Here is a 15,684-nt window from a genome sequence, read left to right on the forward strand (position 1 = left end):
GGGCTGGTTGTGGCGGGGCTCCGCCCCCTGGCCCCGCGTTTCGATCGTCGGCGGGGCTGGTTGTGGCGGGGCTGCGCCCTCGGACCTCGCGTCTCGGTCGTCGGCGGGGCTGGTTGTGGCGGGGCTGCGCCCTCGGACCTCACGTCTCGGTCGTCGGCGGGGCTGGTGGTGGCGGGGCTGCGCCCTCGGACCTCGCGTCTCGGTCGTCGGCGGGGCTGGTTGTGGCGGGGCTCGGTGTGGCGCGGCTGATGTGGCGGGGTTCGGTGTGTCAGCGGGCGGTGTGGCGGTGGGTGAGGGCCTCGTACGAGGCGGCGAGGGCGGGCGCGGCGGTTTCGTAGGTGTGTTGGGCGACGCCGACGAAGAGGCAGTCGACGACGAGCAGCTGGCTGGTGCGGCTGGACATGGCGGCCGGGCGCAGCTGGGTCTCGCGGGCGGCGGAGGTGGCCAGTACGAGGTCGGCGTGGCGGGTGACGGGGCTGTTCGGGCGGCCGGTGAGGGCGAGGGTGGTGGCGCCGCGTTCGAATGCGGTGCGCAGCGGTTCGATCACGTCGCCGGTGGTGCCGGAGTGGGTGATCGCGATGGCGACGTCGCCGGGGCGGAGCTGGACGGCGTTGGTGACGGCCAGGTGGGGATCGCTGTGGGCGTGGGCGATGAGGCCGATGCGCAGCAGCTTCTGGGCGAGGTCCTGGCCGACGAGGGCGGAGGCGCCGATGCCGTAGATGTCGATGCGGCGGGCGGTGGCGAGCGCGGCGACGGCGGCGGCGAGCTGGGTGAGGTCGAGGGCGGCGGCGGTGTCGGTGAGGGTCTGCGCCTCCTCGTTGGCCAGCTTGGCGACGACGTCCGCGAGCGGGTCGTCGACGGCTATGTCGACGGCGACGGCGGGGGCGGCGCCGGATTCCTGCTGGGCGGCGAGGGCGGCGAGCGCGAGGCGCAGGTCGCGGTAGCCGGGGTAGCCGAGGAGGCGTGCGGTGCGCACGACGGTGGCCTCGCTGGTGCCCGTGTGCTCGGCGAGGGCGGAGACGGTGAGCCGGGCGCAGGCGGCCGGATCGGCGGCGACGGCGTCGGCGACGGCCTGTACGGAACGGGTCATGGACGGGCCGAGGCTGCGGATCCGGGCCCGGAGGGCGTGGGGTGGGGGAGCCGGGGCGGGGCCCGGGGCGGGATCGGACACGGGGCTGGAGGCGGGGCTTTCCCCGGGGACGGGCGAGTGGCTGGCGGTTTCCTTCGCGTTCTGGCTCACTCCTGAAATTTATTTTCATGGCGAGGCTCGGTCAATACGCCATTGGGCCCTCGGAAAGAGGGCCTTCATCACCGGGCCCTGGCGGGTCCACAATGGGCGCATGGACCACGCGACCCCCCTGGAACAGGCGCTGCACGTCGCCCGTGCCCTCGTTCTCGCCGATCTCGCCGCCGGTGAGGTCGCCGAAGCAGATGTCGTCTCCCTCGTCGAGGACTCGGTCACGCACCGCCGGTGGTGGGTGGAGCAGTGGCCGGAGGGTGTCGACTACCTTGCCGGACTCGTCGCTCAGGACGTGAAGGACGCGCTGCTGGAGAAGTACGGACGATGGCCGCTGTGCCCGGTTTGCGGCCAGGGCGAGCCGCACGCGCTGGACGTGGAACCGGAGCTGGGACCCGACCCCCACTGGGTGTGCTCGGAGGCGGGCGTGAAGGTGGCCGCGATCGGCGGCCTGGGCCCGGTCCTCGGCCTCCGGTGAGCCGCCGGTGACCGTCTACATCGACCCGCCGACCTGGCCGGGCCACGGCCGCATGTGGTCGCACCTGGTCAGCGACGTCTCGTACGAGGAACTGCACGCCTTCGCGGCGGGCATCGGCTGTCCGCCGCGGGCCTTCGAGCGGGACCACTACGACGTGCCCTCGTACCGGTACGCGGACGCGGTCGGCGCCGGTGCCGTGGAGATCGGCAGCAAAGAACTCGTCCGCCGCCTCACCGCGGCGGGCCTGCGCCGCCCGAAGGGCCGGCCGGCGTCGTAGCAGCTTCACCGCGACCGCCGCCACTCACGGCCGGATGCCGGCCTGCTCCTCGTCAAGGCGCTCGCCGACCGCCGGCTGGTCGGACTCGGTCCCGTCCCCCGGAAGACCGTACGGGGTGAACTCGACCTGCCGCGCCTCTGACCTGCGGAAACCCATCACGCACCGGAGCCCGCCCGGTGGGGCTCCGGTGGCAGGGGCGATCCCCATACCCAAGACACGAGGGGAAAGGACCGCACCAAACCCCACCCCTCCCGCCCACCGTGCACGCTCACTCGCTTGAGTGAAAAACCCCAACTTGGCTGGCTTCGGGATGGGTTGCCTGATCTACGCTCAGCGCGACAGATCACATCACCGTTGACATGCGTCGGCCCCCGCCGGGACTGCGAATCCCAGTGCGGGGGCCTGACCACCGAGGAAGTCGGCCTTCCCGATGGATATCCAGAACATTAGCGTGCGCCCGCACGCCCAGTCCCGTAACGACGGGGAAAACCACCCTTCCCGGCGCACCCGTGCGAGCACACGCTCGGGCGGTGTCATCCACGACAACGCCCGCCACACCGCCCGCTTCACGGTGATCGGCAACCACCTCGCCCAGCACGCCGAGCTGTCGCTGCTGGCCATCGGCCTGGCCGTCCACATCCAGTCCCTTCCCACCGGCGCGTTCGTCGACATCAAAACCCTCGCCGCCCGCTTCCCCGAGGGGAAGACCCGGATCGCCACCGCCCTGCGGGAACTGGAGGCCCACGGCTATCTGCGCCGCACCTGCGAGCGCACCAGCACTGGCCAGGTCGTCACCCGCACGGTCTCCTGCAACCAGCCGGGCCGGTCCGGCGCCATGGACGGGCCGAGGCCGAGGCCGAAACCGAAGCCCCAGCGCCCCGGCCGCCGGGAGGGCGAGCCGCCGCGCCGCGCCCTGCCCGCCGTACCGCAGCCCGCGTACCCCGCTCCTGACCTGCTCCGGTCCGCCATCGAGGTCCTCGCCGGCCTTCGCCGGGGGGATCCCCGCCTCCTGCTCTCCGTCACGGAGGTCGAGCACCTCGCCCCCGGAGTCGTGGCCTGGCTGGAGCGTGATCTGCCCCCGAGCGCCGTGCACCACGCCCTGATCGCCGACCTGCCGTCGGAGCCGCTGCACCGCCCGGCCGCCCTCCTGGCCCACCGCCTCGCCGCCCAGCTCCCGCCGATGCCGCCGTTCAGTGTCCGAGAAGCGTCCTCGGACCTCGTCAGGCACCCGCTCCACAACTGCGAGATGTGCGACCGCGCCTTCCGCGGCCCGGAACCGGGCACCTGCGGCGGCTGCGGTCCCGGGCACGACGCACCCCCAGCCACCGAGGAACCTCACGGTCAGCTCGCCCCATGAAGCGATGCACCGCCGAGAACGTCGCCGACCCGATGATCGAATGCACCGCCCAGGGGCTGGGCGACTGCCCGGCCAACGAGCTCTGGAAACCCCTGGTGGCCGTGGACCTCTCGTCCTCGACAGCGCATGACCCGGGCCGCGGGCCCGGCGGGCCGTCTGGTCGCTTCCTACGAGCCCGGCTTCGAGGTCGGGGCGGGGGTCGACGGGGCGGACGGTTCCGGGACGGTGTTGGGCTGGGCCACCGACGGGAGTTCCCAGACGTGTTCCGGGGTCGCGATCTTGGTGACGGTGTTGGCGATGAGGGAGCTGAGGCTGCCGAACTTCCCGTCGGTGTCGGAGTTCACCACGATCACCAGGGTGGCGCGGGCCTGCGGCAGCCGGACGGCGATGGTCTCGTACCCGGGCAGCTCGCCGTTGTGCCCGATCCAGCCGTCGAGCTCGGCGATACCGAGCCCGTAGCCCACGTCGGCGTGCCCGGTGGGCAGCATGCGCATCCGCTGGGCCTGGGTGCCCGGCTCCAACAGCCGGCCGCCGTCGGGGAGCTTCCCGGTGACCAGGGTCGGGACCCAGGCGTGCAGGTCGTCCATAGTAGAGATCATCGCGCCGGCCGCCCAGCCCCAGGACGGGTTCCAGGTGGAGGCGTCGACGGTCGCGCCGTCCGGGGTGACGTTCGTGTAGCCGTGCACGTACGGGGAGGCGATCTCCGCGCCGGTCGGCAGCGAGGTCGCGTCCAGGCCGGCCGGTTCGAAGACGTTCTGCTCCAGGTAGGTGTGCAGGGGCTGCCCACCGGCCTTCTCGACGAGCAGGCCGAGCAGGATGGTGTTGGTGTTGGAGTACTCCCAGCGCGCGCCGGGCGGGAAGTCCGCAGGGTGCTTGAAGGCGATGTCCAGCAGCTCCTGCGGGGTCCAGGACCGGTGCGGATCGGCCTTGAAGGTGGCCTGCCAGCGCGGGTCCTCGGTGTAGTTGTAGAGGCCGCTGCGCATGTCGGCGAGCTGCCGGACGGTGATCTTGTCGCCGCCGGGCACGCCGTCGAGGTACGTCGAGATCGGCTCGTCGAGCCGCACCTTCCCGTCGTCCACGAGCTGGAGGACGGCGGTGACGGCGAAGGTCTTGGTCACGCTGCCGATGCGGGTGTGCATGTCGGTCTTGATGGGGACGCCGGTGGCCTTGTCGGAGGTGCCGAAGGCGCGCACGTAGGAGTCCTCGCCGTCGATCCACAGTCCGACGCCCACGCCGGGGATGTCGGCCCTGCGCATGGCCGCGGTGATCGCGTCGTCGAGTTTCTCGGCGGTCACGGGATCGATGCCGACCCGGCCCGGCGGGGCGGCCGCGGGGGCCTGGCCCGCGCACAGCGCGGTCAGCAGCAGCGAAGCGGCTGCCAGGACGGTGGGCGTCCGGTACCGGCTCATGGAGGATCTCCTCTGACGCACGTCCCCGAGCGGTCCCCAGCTCCCCGAGCGGACTTTCCCATCGTAGGAACCCGGCTCGGCGGCGGCGACCGGGGGCGCGGACGACCCCCTCGCGGCGTGTGCGCGTGCGAACACAGGCTCCGGTGTCACCCGGGACAGAGCCCATCCCCACCCGGGCCGGCCCTCAGGCGCTGACAGGTGCCGTGGTGGGCGCAGCCGCGGAAGAGGCGACGACCCGGGTCGCGTGCGGGCGCGTACGGCGGTCCAGGCGCAGGGCGAGCGCGGTGAGGGCGATCGCGGTGACGGTCATGGCGGCGCCCGCCCAGGCGGTGGCCGCGAAGCCCAGGCCGGCGTCGATGACGGTGCCGCCCAGCCAGGGGCCGCCGGTGTTGCCGAGGTTGAAGGCGGCCGTGGTCGTGGCGCCGGCCAGGGTCGGGGCGGCGCCGGCCACGTTGAACATGCGGGCGTTGAGCGCCGGGGCGGTGAAGAAGGCCGAGAAGCCGAGCAGGAAGGCGAGGGCGATCGTCGCGGCGGCGGTGGAGGCCAGCAGGGCGAGGGCGGTGAGGAAGACGGTGGAGGCGGTGATGCCCCAGATCATCACGCCGAACAGGTGCGCGTCGGCGACCCGGCCGCCGACGGTGGTGCCGGCCAGCGCGCCGATGCCGAAGAGGCCGAGGATCCACGGGACCCACTGCGAGTCGAGCCCGGCCACATCCGTGAGCAGCGGTGACAGGTAGCTGAAGGCGCAGAAGACGCCGCCCGCGGCCAGCGCGGTGATGCCGATGGAGAGCCACACCTGGCGGTCGCGGTAGATGCGCAGCTCGCGCCCGAGCGAGGGCTTCTCGGCGGGCAGCGGGATCGGCGGGATCAGCGCCAGGATGCCGGCGAGGGCGATCGCGGAGGCGGCGGCGACCGACCAGAAGGCGGAGCGCCAGCCCAGGTGCTCGCCGAGGAAGGCGCCGGCGGGGACGCCCAGGACGTTGGCGATGGACAGGCCGCCGATCATGACGGCCATCGCACGGGCCCGCTGGTCCTTGTCGACCATGGCGATGGCCACCGCCGCGCCCACGGCCCAGAAGCCGGCGCAGGCGAACGCGGAGACCACGCGGGAGGCGAAGAGGAGCTCGTACGAGGGGGCCAGCGCGCCCGCGACCTGCCCGAGGCCGAAGAGGCTGATGAGGGAGACGAGGGTGGTGCGGCGCGGGAGCCGCAGGGTCGCCACGGCCAGCAGCGGCGCGCCCACGACCATGCCGATCGCGAACGCGGATATGAGCAGGCCCGCCTGCGGGATGGTGACGCCCATGTCCTCCGCGATGGGTGGCAGCAGCCCGGAGAGCATGAATTCGCTGGTCCCGAGCGCGAACACGGACAGTCCGAGGACGTAGACGGCGACGGGCATGCGGGGGCGTGCGGCTGCTGCGGGCATGACTGTCACCAACCGGCGCGAACGCGATCGAATTCCCTACGGGACGAGAGTGGCGAGCTCGGCGGCGAGATTGGCGCGGGCCGGGGCCTCCCAGTGCGTGGCCCCGTAGGGCGTGCGGAAGAGCCGGGGCAGGTCGAGCAGCTGGCGCAGTACGGCGGCGCGGCCGGTGCGGAAGGCGTCGTCCGGGACGAAGCCGTATTCGGCGCGGACGGCGGCGACGTAGGCGGCGTAGGCGCCGGGAGCACCGGCCAGGACGGCCAGGTCCGCGTCGCAGAGCGCCTCGCCGTCGGTGTCTCCGGGGTCGGGGTCGTGGGTGACCGTGAGCCGGACGAGGCGGGCCACCTCGGCGGTGCGCGCGGGGTCGATGCCGAGCTCGGGGAGGGCGCGCTCGGCGAGGGCGGCGCTGCGCTCCTCGTTCTCGGACCGGTCGGGGCGGTAGACGGCGTCGTGGAACCAGGCGGCGAGCCGAACGGCGGCCGGATCGGCGGCGTGCGGGGCCAGTATGTCGATCCGCGCGAGTACGTCGGCCAGGTGCGCGGTGGTGTGGTACCGGCGCTGCGGCTCCGCCCAGGCGGCCAGGAGGCGGTCGGCGTAGGGCGCGGGATCGCGGTCGGCGGGGGCGCCGGCGGCGGTGACGGTCGCCTGCCAGCGGGCCCGCAGGTCGGCGGTGTCCGGGTGGGTGTCGCTGCTCTGGGTGCCTGTGTCCATGGGCACATTGTGGGGTGGCGTGATTGTGCTGGTGAAGGGCGGGTGGAGGCCCGTATTCTGAATATTGGACTAGACCTATTTCCCTGCGTTTCCCGAGTTTTCCCGAGCTTTCGAAGAAGGATGGGATCGAATGAGCAACCGTGCGCTCCTGGAGGTGATCGCCCTCGACGTGGAGGACGCGGTCGCGGCCCAGGCCGGTGGGGCGGACCGACTCGAACTGGTCACCGACATGGCCGCCGACGGGCTCACCCCGCCGCGCGAGACCTTCGCGGCGATCAGGGCGGCGGTCGACATCCCGCTGCGCGTGATGCTCCGCAGGGCGGACGGGTTCGCGGCCGGCGACGTGTCCGAGCTGGTCCGGGTGGCACGGGAACTGCGGGCGGAGGGCGCGCGGGAGTTCGTCCTCGGCTTCCTGGACGCCGACGGCGCACCCGACCTGGCCGCGGTCGAGGCGGTCGTCGCGGAGCTGGACGGCTGCCGCTGGACCTTCCACCGGGCGATCGACCGCGCGGCGGACGGGGACCAGCTGCGCAAGGCGCTGGCCGATGCGCCGGGGCTCGACACGTACCTCACAGCGGGATCGGCGGCGGGGGTGGAGGCCGGGCTGCCGGTGCTGCTGGCGGAGGCGGCGCGGGGTGGTGAGCCGGGGTACGGGGCGCGGATCCTGGTGGGCGGCGGGCTGACGCTCGCGCACCTGCCGGTGCTGCGCGCGGGCGGGATCGACGCGTTCCACATCGGCGGCGCGGCCCGTCCCTCCGGGTGGGGTGGCCCGGTCTCGGCGGCGGCCGTCGCGGACTGGCGAACCGCCCTGTCCTGACGGGGTCCGGCTGCCGGGCGGGCCGCCGCTGCCGGGGGCCCTGCTCCGGACCCCCCGCGCCTCAAACGCCAGCGGGGCTGAGGTACGGGGGCTCCGCCCCGGGACCCCGCGCCTCAAACGCCGGCGGGGCTGAAGTATCGGGGCTCCGCCCCGGCCCGCGCCTCAAACGCCGGCGGGGCTGAAGTATCGGGGCTCCGCCCCGGACCCCGCGCCTCAAACGCCGGCGGGGCTGAAGTACGCCGGCGGGGCTGGGGTGCCGGGGCGGAGCCTCAGGGAGTGGGCCCGCGGGTCAGGACAGGGCGGTCGGCAGTGGGGTCGAGTGGAGGGCCGTCAGGCCCGAGACCGCTCGGGTGAGGCAGACGTACAGGCGGCGCAGGCCGGTCCGTTCGTCCGGCTCGCCGTCCACGATCGCGGTGGGCTCGTCCAGGACCACGTAGTCGTACTCCAGACCCTTCGCCAGTGATGCCGGGACGAGGGTCAGCCGCGACTCGGCGGTGGTCTCCTCGCCCGGCGCCAGGTACGGCAGGCCCGCAGCCGACAGGGCGTCGGCCAGCACCGGGATCCGCGCGTCCGCCGCGATCAGGCCGATCGAGCCCTCATGGGTCAGAGAGTCACGGCAGGCGGCGACCACCGCCGCCGTGGGATCGGAGACCTCCGCGATCCGCAGCGAGCCCGGGGTCTCGCGGACCGAGGAGACCGGAGCCAGGCCGGGCGAGATCGACGGCAGCAGCCGGGAGGCGTAGGCGATCACCTCGCGCGGCACGCGGAAGCCCGCCGTCAGCTCCTCCACCACCGCCTGCGGCTTGCCCAGGTGCGTGAGGGCCTCGTCCCAGCTGCGCGTGGCCCACGGTGTGGTGCCCTGCGCGAGGTCGCCGAGGACCGTCGCGGAGCCCGTGGTGCAGCGCCGTCCCACCGCCCGGTACTGCATCGGCGACAGGTCCTGTGCCTCGTCGAGGACCACGTGGCCCAGCGAATGCGTCCGTTCCACCAGGTCCGCCGCCTCGTCGATCAGGACCAGGTCCGCGGCCGACCACTGCGCCGACTTCACGCTCCGGAACGGCTTCGGCCACAGCAGGAGCTTCTGCTCGTCCTCGGCGAGCAGGTCCGCCGCGTGCAGCGCGAGGAATTCGGGGTCGGACAGCAGGCGCAGGACCAGCTTCGCCGGTTCGACGGCCGGCCAGACCTCCTTGACCACCGCCTTCACCGCCGCGTTGCGCGCCACCGCGTCCTGCACCCGGTCGTCGGGGGCCTCGCCCGCCTGCTCCATCCGTACGAGCACCGCGTGCGCGATGCGCTGCGGCAGGGCCTCCCGGGCGGCGCCGTAGCGGATGTCGCGCTTCTGCAGCTCCTCGACCATCTCCTCCAGCTCGTACGCGGGCACCCGCCAGCGGCGCGAGCCGCGGACCACCATCAGCGGCTCGGTGGGGCGGGTGACGTGCGAGCGGACGGCACGGCGCAGTACCTCCGCCATGCGGGCGTCGCCCTTGACCACGGCGGTTTCGGCGGCGTCCGTGCCGCGTACCTCCAGGCCCGCGCGGGCGACCAGGTCGTCGACGGTGGCCTGCTTGACCTCCAGCTCGCCCAGGGCGGGCAGGACCTGCTCGATGTAGTGCAGGAAGGAACGGTTCGGCCCGATGACGAGCGTGCCCGTGCGGGCGAGACGGTCGCGGTGCGCGTAGAGCAGGTACGCGACCCGGTGCAGGCCGACGGCGGTCTTGCCGGTGCCGGGGCCGCCCTGCACGCAGACGGAGCCGGAGAGGCCGGAGCGGACGATTTCATCCTGTTCAGGCTGAATTGTCGCGACGATGTCGCGCATGGGGCCGACGCGAGGGCGCTCGATCTCCTGCTGGAGGAGCTTGCTGACCGCGGCCGCCTCGCCGGGGTCGGACAGGTGCTCGTCCTCGTACGCCGTCAGCTCGCCGCCGGTGTACCCGAAGCGGCGGCGCAGCGCGATGTCCTGCGGGTCGGTCTTGGAGGCCCGGTAGAACGGCTGGGAGACGGGCGCGCGCCAGTCGATGACCATCGGGTCGCCGTCGGCGTCGTGGACGTGGCGGCGACCGATGTAGAACTGCTCACCCTCCGCGCCTTCGGCGAGCTCCGCGCCGGGTGCGTGCAGGTAGTTGAGGCGGCCGAAGAAAAGCGGGGTGTGGGCCAGGTCGGCGAGGGCCTTGATGCGGTCGTCGATCTGGGCTTGGAGGACGATCGCGTTGACCCAGTTCGCGGTGACGTCGCGGATGTCGAGGGACTCCACGTCCTCGCGCATGGCGCGCAGGGCGGAACGCGAGGCGGTGAGGTGGGCCCGTTCGCGGCCCAGCGGGTCGGTGGGCGCGGTCGGCTCCGGGGCCGCGGTCGGGTCGTCGTGCGTGGTCTCGGGGGCGTGCGCGGGCACGGAACTGCCTCCAGCTGCTGGATGCGGAACAGATGGCCCGCCGGTTTCCGGCCGGAGGGCGGCTCTCCCCGATGAGGCGGCGGGAGGCGGCAAGAGCGGAGATTCTAGCCACCGGGGCGGTGCGGCGCGAACGAATATCGGAGGCGGGGATCAGGGGATCCGGAGGGAGGACAGGAGCCGCTGGTGCATCTCCTTCAGGTCCTTCTCCTTCGCCTCGGGACCGTAGGTCAGGGCCATGACGAGATGGTCGTCGTCGGAGATGAAGCGGATGGAGCCGACCGCGGCCCCGTCGGCGTCCTCGCCGGAGAGGCTCGCGTCGAGGGCTTGGCGGCCGTCCACCGTCGTCTTGCGGACGTTGTCACTGGTCAGGGTCCCGGCACCGGTCAGGCCGTACGCGTCGACGAAGGCCTTGAGGGCGTCTTCCAGCGGAATCCGGTCGCCGGGCATGTCGTAGACGGCGAAGCCGGTGGCTCCGTCCGGGGTCTCCACCCCGTACACGCGGGCGTCGACGGACTCGCCCTCCATGGGGATGGCGCCCATGCGGACGTCGGCCTTTCCCGGAAGCTGGGCCGTGATGCCGCTGGGGGGATCGGTGGTCTTCACCGCGGCCTGGGAGGGTTCCCCGGGTGGCGGTGTGGGCGCGGGGGCGGGCGCGGCGGTGGCGGCGGCGGGTGCCGGGGCGGCGAACGCGGCGGTGGACGGCAGCAGCCCGCCTGTGACCAGGGCTGTCGATGCGGAGAGCAGCGCGAGGCGCCGCGTCCGGGAACGGTGGGTCATGCGGATCACTCCCCTGGCGTGGACGCCGGTACCGCGGACCTTCCCAGGGTCCGTCCCGGTCGGCGCCGGTGCATCCGGACGGGTGCAGGACGGGTGTGCCAGGAGGGCTGGCAGGACGGCTGTCAGGACGGCCGGCAGGACGGGTGTCATACCGGGGAGCGTCAGACCTCGGTATCCCCCTCAGGGGTGCGCATGCGACGGGAGGAGGACTCGGGGGGCCGTGAGATTCGCTCCCGGGAGCGATGTGCGGAACGGCAGGAAACCGCACCATGGATGCATGAGCCCCGCACCCTTCACCTCGCTCCAGGGCGGCCGTCCTGGCGTCGCCGACTCCGACCCCCTTCCGCGCAACGGCCTCGGCGGCATGCTGCGCGCCGTCAAGATCTTCGCGGCGACCGCCGTCAGTGTCGTCGTGCTCGGTGAACACGCCGAGGACGCGGGCGTCATACGCCACTGACCTCGGGCCCCGCCCAGCACATCCACTGATCCACTAGGGTCACGCGGATGACCCGGAGTCCCGTTCCCAGCCGCTCGCCGTCGTCTTTCGTCGGTGTGCTGCTGACCGGTTCGCTGCTGGTGCTCGGCGTGCTCTGCATCGCCCTGCGCATCCCGGTGGCCGACGCCCTCGTCCAGGGTTTCTCCGCCGCCGAGTGGGGACCGCCCGCCACGTATCCGCCCTTTGCGGCGATCCTCTTCACGCCTGCCGCGTGGCTGCCGAGCGGCGCGCTGAAGGCCGTCCTCGTCCTCGGCGACGCCGGTCTGCTCGCCCTGCTGATCACCCTGTCCTGCCGCCTCGCGGGACTCCGCTCCCGGCCCGGGCCCGTACTGGCCGCCACCATCGCCGGGCTGTGGCTCCAGCCGCTGTTCCAGGCACCGCTGCCCGGGCTGATCAATCTGGCTCTCGCCTGCCTGGTCCTGTGGGACCTCGGCCGGCCCCGTTCCGCGCTCGGCAAGGGCTTCGCGCTGGGCGTCGCCGCCGGGATCACCCTCGCCCCGGCGGCCATCGCCGCCTACCTCCTGCTGACCCGCCGCGTCCGCGCCGGGCTCACCGCGCTGGCGGCCTCGGCCGCGACCGCCCTCCTGGGGCTGCTGGTCCTGCCGGAGGCCTCCGCCGAGTTCTGGACCCGGCACCTGGCCGACGCGGCCCGGGCCCTCGTGCTGGACTGGCCGCCGCTGTGGGTCTGGTGCGCTCCCTTACTCGCGGTCCTGACCGCCCGCGCGTGCCGCGGTCAGTCGCTCGCCAGCAGCTCGTCGGCGTCCATGATCCGGTAGGCGTACCCCTGCTCGGCGAGGAACCGCTGGCGGTGCGCCGCGAAGTCCTGGTCGATCGTGTCGCGCGCGACGACCGAGTAGAACCGCGCCTCGTGGCCGTCCGCCTTCGGCCGCAGCACGCGGCCCAGGCGCTGGGCCTCCTCCTGGCGGGAGCCGAAGGTGCCCGACACCTGGATGGCGACCGTGGCCTCCGGCAGGTCGATGGAGAAGTTCGCGACCTTCGAGACGACCAGCACGCTGATCTCGCCCTCGCGGAAGGCGTTGAAGAGCTTCTCGCGCTGCGCGTTGGAGGTCTCGCCCTTGATGACGGGGGCGTCCAGGTGCTCGCCCAGCTCGTCGAGCTGGTCGATGTACTGCCCGATGACGAGGGTCTGCTCACCGCGGTGCTTGGCCACCAGCGCCTCGGTGACCTTGCGCTTCGTCGCCGTCGTCGCGCAGAAGCGGTACTTCTCCTCCGTCTCGGCGGTCGCGTACGCGAGCCGCTCGGACTCCGTCAGATTGACCCGGACCTCCACGCAGTCGGCGGGCGCGATGTAGCCCTGCGCCTCGATCTCCTTCCACGGGGCGTCGAACCGCTTCGGCCCGATGAGGGAGAAGACGTCCGACTCCCGCCCGTCCTCGCGCACCAGCGTCGCGGTCAGGCCGAGCCGGCGCCGCGCCTGCAGGTCGGCGGTGAACTTGAAGACCGGCGCGGGCAGCAGGTGCACCTCGTCGTAGACGATCAGGCCCCAGTCCCGGGAGTCGAAGAGCTCCAGGTGCGGGTAGACGCCCTTCCGCTTCGTCGTCAGGACCTGGTAGGTGGCGATGGTGACGGGCCGGATCTCCTTGCGGGTTCCGGAGTACTCGCCGATCTCGTCCTCCGTCAGCGAGGTCCGCTTGACCAGCTCGTGCTTCCACTGGCGGGCCGAGACGGTGTTCGTCACCAGGATCAGCGTCGTCGCCTTGGCCATCGCCATGGCCCCGGCGCCGACCAGCGTCTTACCGGCGCCGCAGGGCAGGACGACCACGCCGGAGCCGCCGTGCCAGAAGCCCTCGACGGCCTGCTGCTGGTACGGGCGCAGGGCCCAGCCGTCCTCGGCCAGGTCGATCGGGTGCGCCTCGCCGTTCACATAACCGGCGAGGTCCTCGGCGGGCCAGCCCAGCTTGAGCAGGGTCTGCTTGATCTGCCCGCGCTCGGAGGGGTGCACCGCCACGGTGTCGGCGTCGAGCCGCGCGCCGACGAGCGGGGCGACCTTCTTGGACCGCAGGATCTCCTCCAGCACCGGCCGGTCGGTGCTGGTCAGGACCAGCCCGTGCACGGGGTGCTTGGAGAGCGTCAGGCGGCCGTAGCGCGCCATGGTCTCGGCGACATCGACGAGGAGCGCGTGCGGGACGGGGTAGCGGGAGTACTCGACGAGCGCGTCGACGACCTGCTCGGCGTCATGGCCGGCGGCCCGGGCGTTCCACAGGCCGAGCGGGGTGATCCGGTAGGTGTGGATGTGCTCGGGGGCCCGCTCCAGCTCGGCGAAGGGGGCGATGGCACGCCGGGCGGCTCCGGCGAGCTCGTGGTCGACTTCGAGAAGGAGGGTTTTGTCGCTCTGGACGATGAGTGGACCATTCACGCGCGGCGCCCCGTTTCATTCAGGTCAAACCTCCAGTGTGCCGTACGGGGCGTGGCCTGGGAACACGGCGCCTCGGCGGGGCACCCGGGGGGCCGCCGGCGGGGTGCCGGGCCGGGCGGCCGGAGGGCAGCGGTCCCGGCCGTCCAGCGGCAGCGCGCGGCCGCCAGGGAACTCGCGGCCCGGGCCACCGGCCGCCACCCGTCCCGGCGGAAGGCACTCGTACTGCGACCGAACGGGTCGACGGCGGGGCCGATGCGACGGGCCGGTGATGTTGCCGCCGGGGTCTCGGGGGTGGGCGTCGTACGGTGGCCGTCGCTGTCAGGCGATCACTGAACGGACCCTCATGACGCACACACGCCGGGACCGCACGCTCTTCAGCACCTCCTCGGCTCCCGCCACCACCGTCACCCACGACACCGGCCTGCTCCTGCTCCGGCTCGTCGTCGGCCTGAGCATGGCCGGCCACGGCACGATGAAGCTCTTCGGCTGGTTCGGCGGCCCGGGCCTCACCGCGACCGGCAAGGGCTTCACCATGGCCGGCTACCCCGCCGGGGACGCCATGGCGGTCATCGCCGGGCTCGCCGAGACCCTGGGCGGCCTCGGCCTCGCCCTCGGTCTGCTCACCCCGCTCGCCGGAGCGGCCCTGACCGGCACCTTCATCAACGTCCTCGACCTCCGGGGCCTGAGCGCCTACTTCCCGCCCAAGGGCGTGGAACTCGAAGTGGTGCTGTTCGCCGCGATCGTCACCCTCACCCTCACCGGCCCGGGCCGCTTCGCCATCGACCACTACCTTCCGGTGCTGCGCGAGAGCCGGCCCCGCTACGCCCTGCTCGCCCTGCTGCTGGGCGCCGTCGCGGGATTCGCCGTCCTGATCATCCGGGGCTGAACCGACCGGGACCGCCGGCCTGTGCCCCCCGGACAGACTCCCGGCCTACGCCCCCAGGTGGGACAGCCGCTCCGCCGGGTACGGGGTCTCCGCGGGCAGCAGGGCGCGCGCCCCCGCCTCGTCCCCGGCCCCGAGCAGGCGGCGGATCTCCCGGACCGTCCCGGTCACATCCCGGATGGCGACCGTCCACTCGTCGGCGTACGCCCGGGAGGCCGGACCGGACAGGCCCAGCTGGAGCGAGCGGTACGGCAGCGGGTTCAGGTGCAGGTCCCGCTCCGGGTCCCACTGGACCCGGGTCGGTGCCGCGCGCAGGGACTCCTGCCAAGCCGTCCGGTCCTCGTGCACGCCCGGCTCGTAGTGCGACAGGCAGGCTTCGCGCAAAGCCCGGTCGAAGCCCTCGCGGGTGATCTCGACCGCCAGCACCGTCTCCTGGCCGGCCTTGGTCCCCCAGCCGCAGCGGTACATCATCCACAGGAACGACGGCTTGATCCATGTCATCCGCTCGCGCTTCCACGCGGGCGGGAAGCGGCCGTCGCGGGCGGCCGGCACCCCGAGCGCGGGGGAGTAGGCCTGGTAGACCGTGAGGGTGGTGCCGGTGTGCGCCGCGCGGATCCGGCGGTTCGGTACGTCGTGGGACATGGGCCCAGGATGACGGCTCGTCATCCCGCCGACCATCGGTTTTCGGTGCGGGCGACGAGGTTCCGGATGCGCCCACCGCGCCCCCTCCGCTCCTACACTTGGTCGTCCGCCAACTCCGCGACACCGGTGATCCGGTGCAGCGCGTACGTCCGCACCTCGTCCGCCGTGTGGTCGTACCCGGTGACGAAGCCGCCCTCCACCCGGACCGGCGCGATGACCCGCTGGCTCGCCGCGCCCTCCGCGTTCACATAGCCGATCCACACCGCCGACCCGGTCAGCGCGGCCGCCTGCACCGTCGCCAGGGTCTCCGCCGCGCTCGTGCGCGGCAGCTCGCCCGGCACCCCGGCGGCGGCGCCCGCCGCCGGCTCCTTGCGCACCGCCGTCGCCGCCACGTCGCCCGCGCGGATCGCC

At 73.2% G+C, this 15,684-nt stretch carries 17 protein-coding genes; 7 read left to right on the forward strand and 10 right to left on the reverse strand.

Going from position 1 to position 15,684, the window contains the following annotated elements; all coding sequences use genetic code 11:
* Window positions 1-268 precede the first annotated feature (268 nt).
* On the reverse strand, window positions 269-1,171 hold the full coding sequence (locus ACWGIU_RS10025) for a MurR/RpiR family transcriptional regulator (protein ID WP_453704200.1): 903 nt from the start codon (window positions 1,169-1,171) through the stop codon (window positions 269-271).
* Between the two features lie 169 nt (window positions 1,172-1,340).
* Here ACWGIU_RS10025 and ACWGIU_RS10030 point away from each other — a divergent pair, with 169 nt between their 5' ends.
* A complete protein-coding gene (locus ACWGIU_RS10030; protein WP_453704176.1) occupies window positions 1,341-1,715 on the forward strand; it encodes a hypothetical protein in 375 nt (124 codons plus the stop codon).
* A 7-nt stretch (window positions 1,716-1,722) separates the two neighbouring features.
* Entirely contained in the window at window positions 1,723-1,992 is a 270-nt protein-coding gene (locus ACWGIU_RS10035; protein WP_453704177.1) for a DUF4031 domain-containing protein, read from the forward strand.
* Window positions 1,993-2,016: 24 nt separating this feature from the next.
* Here the strand turns inward: ACWGIU_RS10035 and ACWGIU_RS10040 are convergent, their stop codons facing one another.
* Window positions 2,017-2,199 carry a hypothetical protein gene (locus ACWGIU_RS10040; RefSeq protein ID WP_453704179.1) on the reverse strand — a complete coding sequence of 61 codons (183 nt, stop codon included), beginning with the start codon at window positions 2,197-2,199 and terminating at the stop codon, window positions 2,017-2,019.
* Window positions 2,200-2,422: 223 nt separating this feature from the next.
* On the opposite strand from ACWGIU_RS10040, the gene ACWGIU_RS10045 reads away from it, so the two are divergent.
* Window positions 2,423-3,349: a helix-turn-helix domain-containing protein gene (locus tag ACWGIU_RS10045; protein WP_453704181.1), complete on the forward strand. Its 927-nt coding sequence runs from the start codon at window positions 2,423-2,425 to the stop codon at window positions 3,347-3,349.
* 167 nt (window positions 3,350-3,516) lie between these two features.
* Here the strand turns inward: ACWGIU_RS10045 and ACWGIU_RS10050 are convergent, their stop codons facing one another.
* From ACWGIU_RS10050 to ACWGIU_RS10060, 3 genes are all read right to left on the reverse strand, one after another.
* Window positions 3,517-4,758 carry a serine hydrolase domain-containing protein gene (locus tag ACWGIU_RS10050; protein ID WP_453704183.1) on the reverse strand — a complete coding sequence of 414 codons (1,242 nt, stop codon included), beginning with the start codon at window positions 4,756-4,758 and terminating at the stop codon, window positions 3,517-3,519.
* Between the two features lie 184 nt (window positions 4,759-4,942).
* Window positions 4,943-6,157 carry a Cmx/CmrA family chloramphenicol efflux MFS transporter gene (locus ACWGIU_RS10055; protein WP_453704201.1) on the reverse strand — a complete coding sequence of 405 codons (1,215 nt, stop codon included), beginning with the start codon at window positions 6,155-6,157 and terminating at the stop codon, window positions 4,943-4,945.
* Between the two features lie 63 nt (window positions 6,158-6,220).
* Entirely contained in the window at window positions 6,221-6,892 is a 672-nt protein-coding gene (locus ACWGIU_RS10060; protein ID WP_453704185.1) for an HD domain-containing protein, read from the reverse strand.
* Window positions 6,893-7,022: 130 nt separating this feature from the next.
* On the opposite strand from ACWGIU_RS10060, the gene ACWGIU_RS10065 reads away from it, so the two are divergent.
* Window positions 7,023-7,709: a copper homeostasis protein CutC gene (locus ACWGIU_RS10065; protein WP_453704187.1), complete on the forward strand. Its 687-nt coding sequence runs from the start codon at window positions 7,023-7,025 to the stop codon at window positions 7,707-7,709.
* 289 nt (window positions 7,710-7,998) lie between these two features.
* On the opposite strand, the gene ACWGIU_RS10070 is transcribed toward ACWGIU_RS10065, so the two are convergent.
* Window positions 7,999-9,972, reverse strand: coding sequence for a HelD family protein (locus tag ACWGIU_RS10070; RefSeq protein WP_453704203.1), 1,974 nt, complete (start codon window positions 9,970-9,972; stop codon window positions 7,999-8,001).
* Between the two features lie 276 nt (window positions 9,973-10,248).
* A complete protein-coding gene (locus tag ACWGIU_RS10075) occupies window positions 10,249-10,875 on the reverse strand; it encodes a hypothetical protein (protein WP_453704188.1) in 627 nt (208 codons plus the stop codon).
* A 277-nt stretch (window positions 10,876-11,152) separates the two neighbouring features.
* On the opposite strand from ACWGIU_RS10075, the gene ACWGIU_RS10080 reads away from it, so the two are divergent.
* Both ACWGIU_RS10080 and ACWGIU_RS10085 read left to right on the forward strand, forming a co-directional pair.
* Window positions 11,153-11,332, forward strand: coding sequence for a hypothetical protein (locus ACWGIU_RS10080; RefSeq protein ID WP_453704190.1), 180 nt, complete (start codon window positions 11,153-11,155; stop codon window positions 11,330-11,332).
* Window positions 11,333-11,379: 47 nt separating this feature from the next.
* Window positions 11,380-12,147: a glycosyltransferase 87 family protein gene (locus ACWGIU_RS10085; RefSeq protein WP_453704192.1), complete on the forward strand. Its 768-nt coding sequence runs from the start codon at window positions 11,380-11,382 to the stop codon at window positions 12,145-12,147.
* Here ACWGIU_RS10085 and ACWGIU_RS10090 read toward each other — a convergent pair.
* Window positions 12,105-13,748, reverse strand: a complete 1,644-nt coding sequence (locus ACWGIU_RS10090) for a DNA repair helicase XPB (RefSeq protein WP_453704193.1) — start codon at window positions 13,746-13,748, stop codon at window positions 12,105-12,107. The genes ACWGIU_RS10085 and ACWGIU_RS10090 overlap by 43 nt on opposite strands.
* A 343-nt stretch (window positions 13,749-14,091) precedes the next feature.
* Here ACWGIU_RS10090 and ACWGIU_RS10095 point away from each other — a divergent pair, with 343 nt between their 5' ends.
* Entirely contained in the window at window positions 14,092-14,634 is a 543-nt protein-coding gene (locus ACWGIU_RS10095) for a DoxX family membrane protein (protein ID WP_453704194.1), read from the forward strand.
* A 45-nt stretch (window positions 14,635-14,679) separates the two neighbouring features.
* Here the strand turns inward: ACWGIU_RS10095 and ACWGIU_RS10100 are convergent, their stop codons facing one another.
* Together ACWGIU_RS10100 and ACWGIU_RS10105 are read right to left on the reverse strand one after the other, a co-directional pair.
* Window positions 14,680-15,273: a DUF4291 domain-containing protein gene (locus tag ACWGIU_RS10100; protein WP_453704196.1), complete on the reverse strand. Its 594-nt coding sequence runs from the start codon at window positions 15,271-15,273 to the stop codon at window positions 14,680-14,682.
* 92 nt (window positions 15,274-15,365) lie between these two features.
* On the reverse strand, window positions 15,366-15,684 hold a 319-nt coding region (locus ACWGIU_RS10105), incomplete at its 5' end, for a WYL domain-containing protein (protein ID WP_453704198.1).

It is taken from the genome of Streptomyces sp. NPDC054840 (genome assembly GCF_053611065.1).

What these genes read in the sequence shown, in the direction of transcription:
- ACWGIU_RS10030 (WP_453704176.1), top strand. Translation starts at nt 1,341, where the DNA reads ATGGACCACGCGACCCCCCTGGAACAGGCGCTGCACGTCGCCCGTGCC.
- ACWGIU_RS10040 (WP_453704179.1), bottom strand. Translation starts at nt 2,199, where the DNA reads ATGGGGATCGCCCCTGCCACCGGAGCCCCACCGGGCGGGCTCCGGTGC.
- ACWGIU_RS10045 (WP_453704181.1), top strand. Translation starts at nt 2,423, where the DNA reads ATGGATATCCAGAACATTAGCGTGCGCCCGCACGCCCAGTCCCGTAAC.
- ACWGIU_RS10050 (WP_453704183.1), bottom strand. Translation starts at nt 4,758, where the DNA reads ATGAGCCGGTACCGGACGCCCACCGTCCTGGCAGCCGCTTCGCTGCTG.
- ACWGIU_RS10055 (WP_453704201.1), bottom strand. Translation starts at nt 6,157, where the DNA reads ATGCCCGTCGCCGTCTACGTCCTCGGACTGTCCGTGTTCGCGCTCGGG.
- ACWGIU_RS10060 (WP_453704185.1), bottom strand. Translation starts at nt 6,892, where the DNA reads ATGGACACAGGCACCCAGAGCAGCGACACCCACCCGGACACCGCCGAC.
- ACWGIU_RS10065 (WP_453704187.1), top strand. Translation starts at nt 7,023, where the DNA reads ATGAGCAACCGTGCGCTCCTGGAGGTGATCGCCCTCGACGTGGAGGAC.
- ACWGIU_RS10070 (WP_453704203.1), bottom strand. Translation starts at nt 9,972, where the DNA reads ATGCGCGAGGACGTGGAGTCCCTCGACATCCGCGACGTCACCGCGAAC.
- ACWGIU_RS10075 (WP_453704188.1), bottom strand. Translation starts at nt 10,875, where the DNA reads ATGACCCACCGTTCCCGGACGCGGCGCCTCGCGCTGCTCTCCGCATCG.
- ACWGIU_RS10080 (WP_453704190.1), top strand. Translation starts at nt 11,153, where the DNA reads ATGAGCCCCGCACCCTTCACCTCGCTCCAGGGCGGCCGTCCTGGCGTC.
- ACWGIU_RS10085 (WP_453704192.1), top strand. Translation starts at nt 11,380, where the DNA reads ATGACCCGGAGTCCCGTTCCCAGCCGCTCGCCGTCGTCTTTCGTCGGT.
- ACWGIU_RS10095 (WP_453704194.1), top strand. Translation starts at nt 14,092, where the DNA reads ATGACGCACACACGCCGGGACCGCACGCTCTTCAGCACCTCCTCGGCT.
- ACWGIU_RS10100 (WP_453704196.1), bottom strand. Translation starts at nt 15,273, where the DNA reads ATGTCCCACGACGTACCGAACCGCCGGATCCGCGCGGCGCACACCGGC.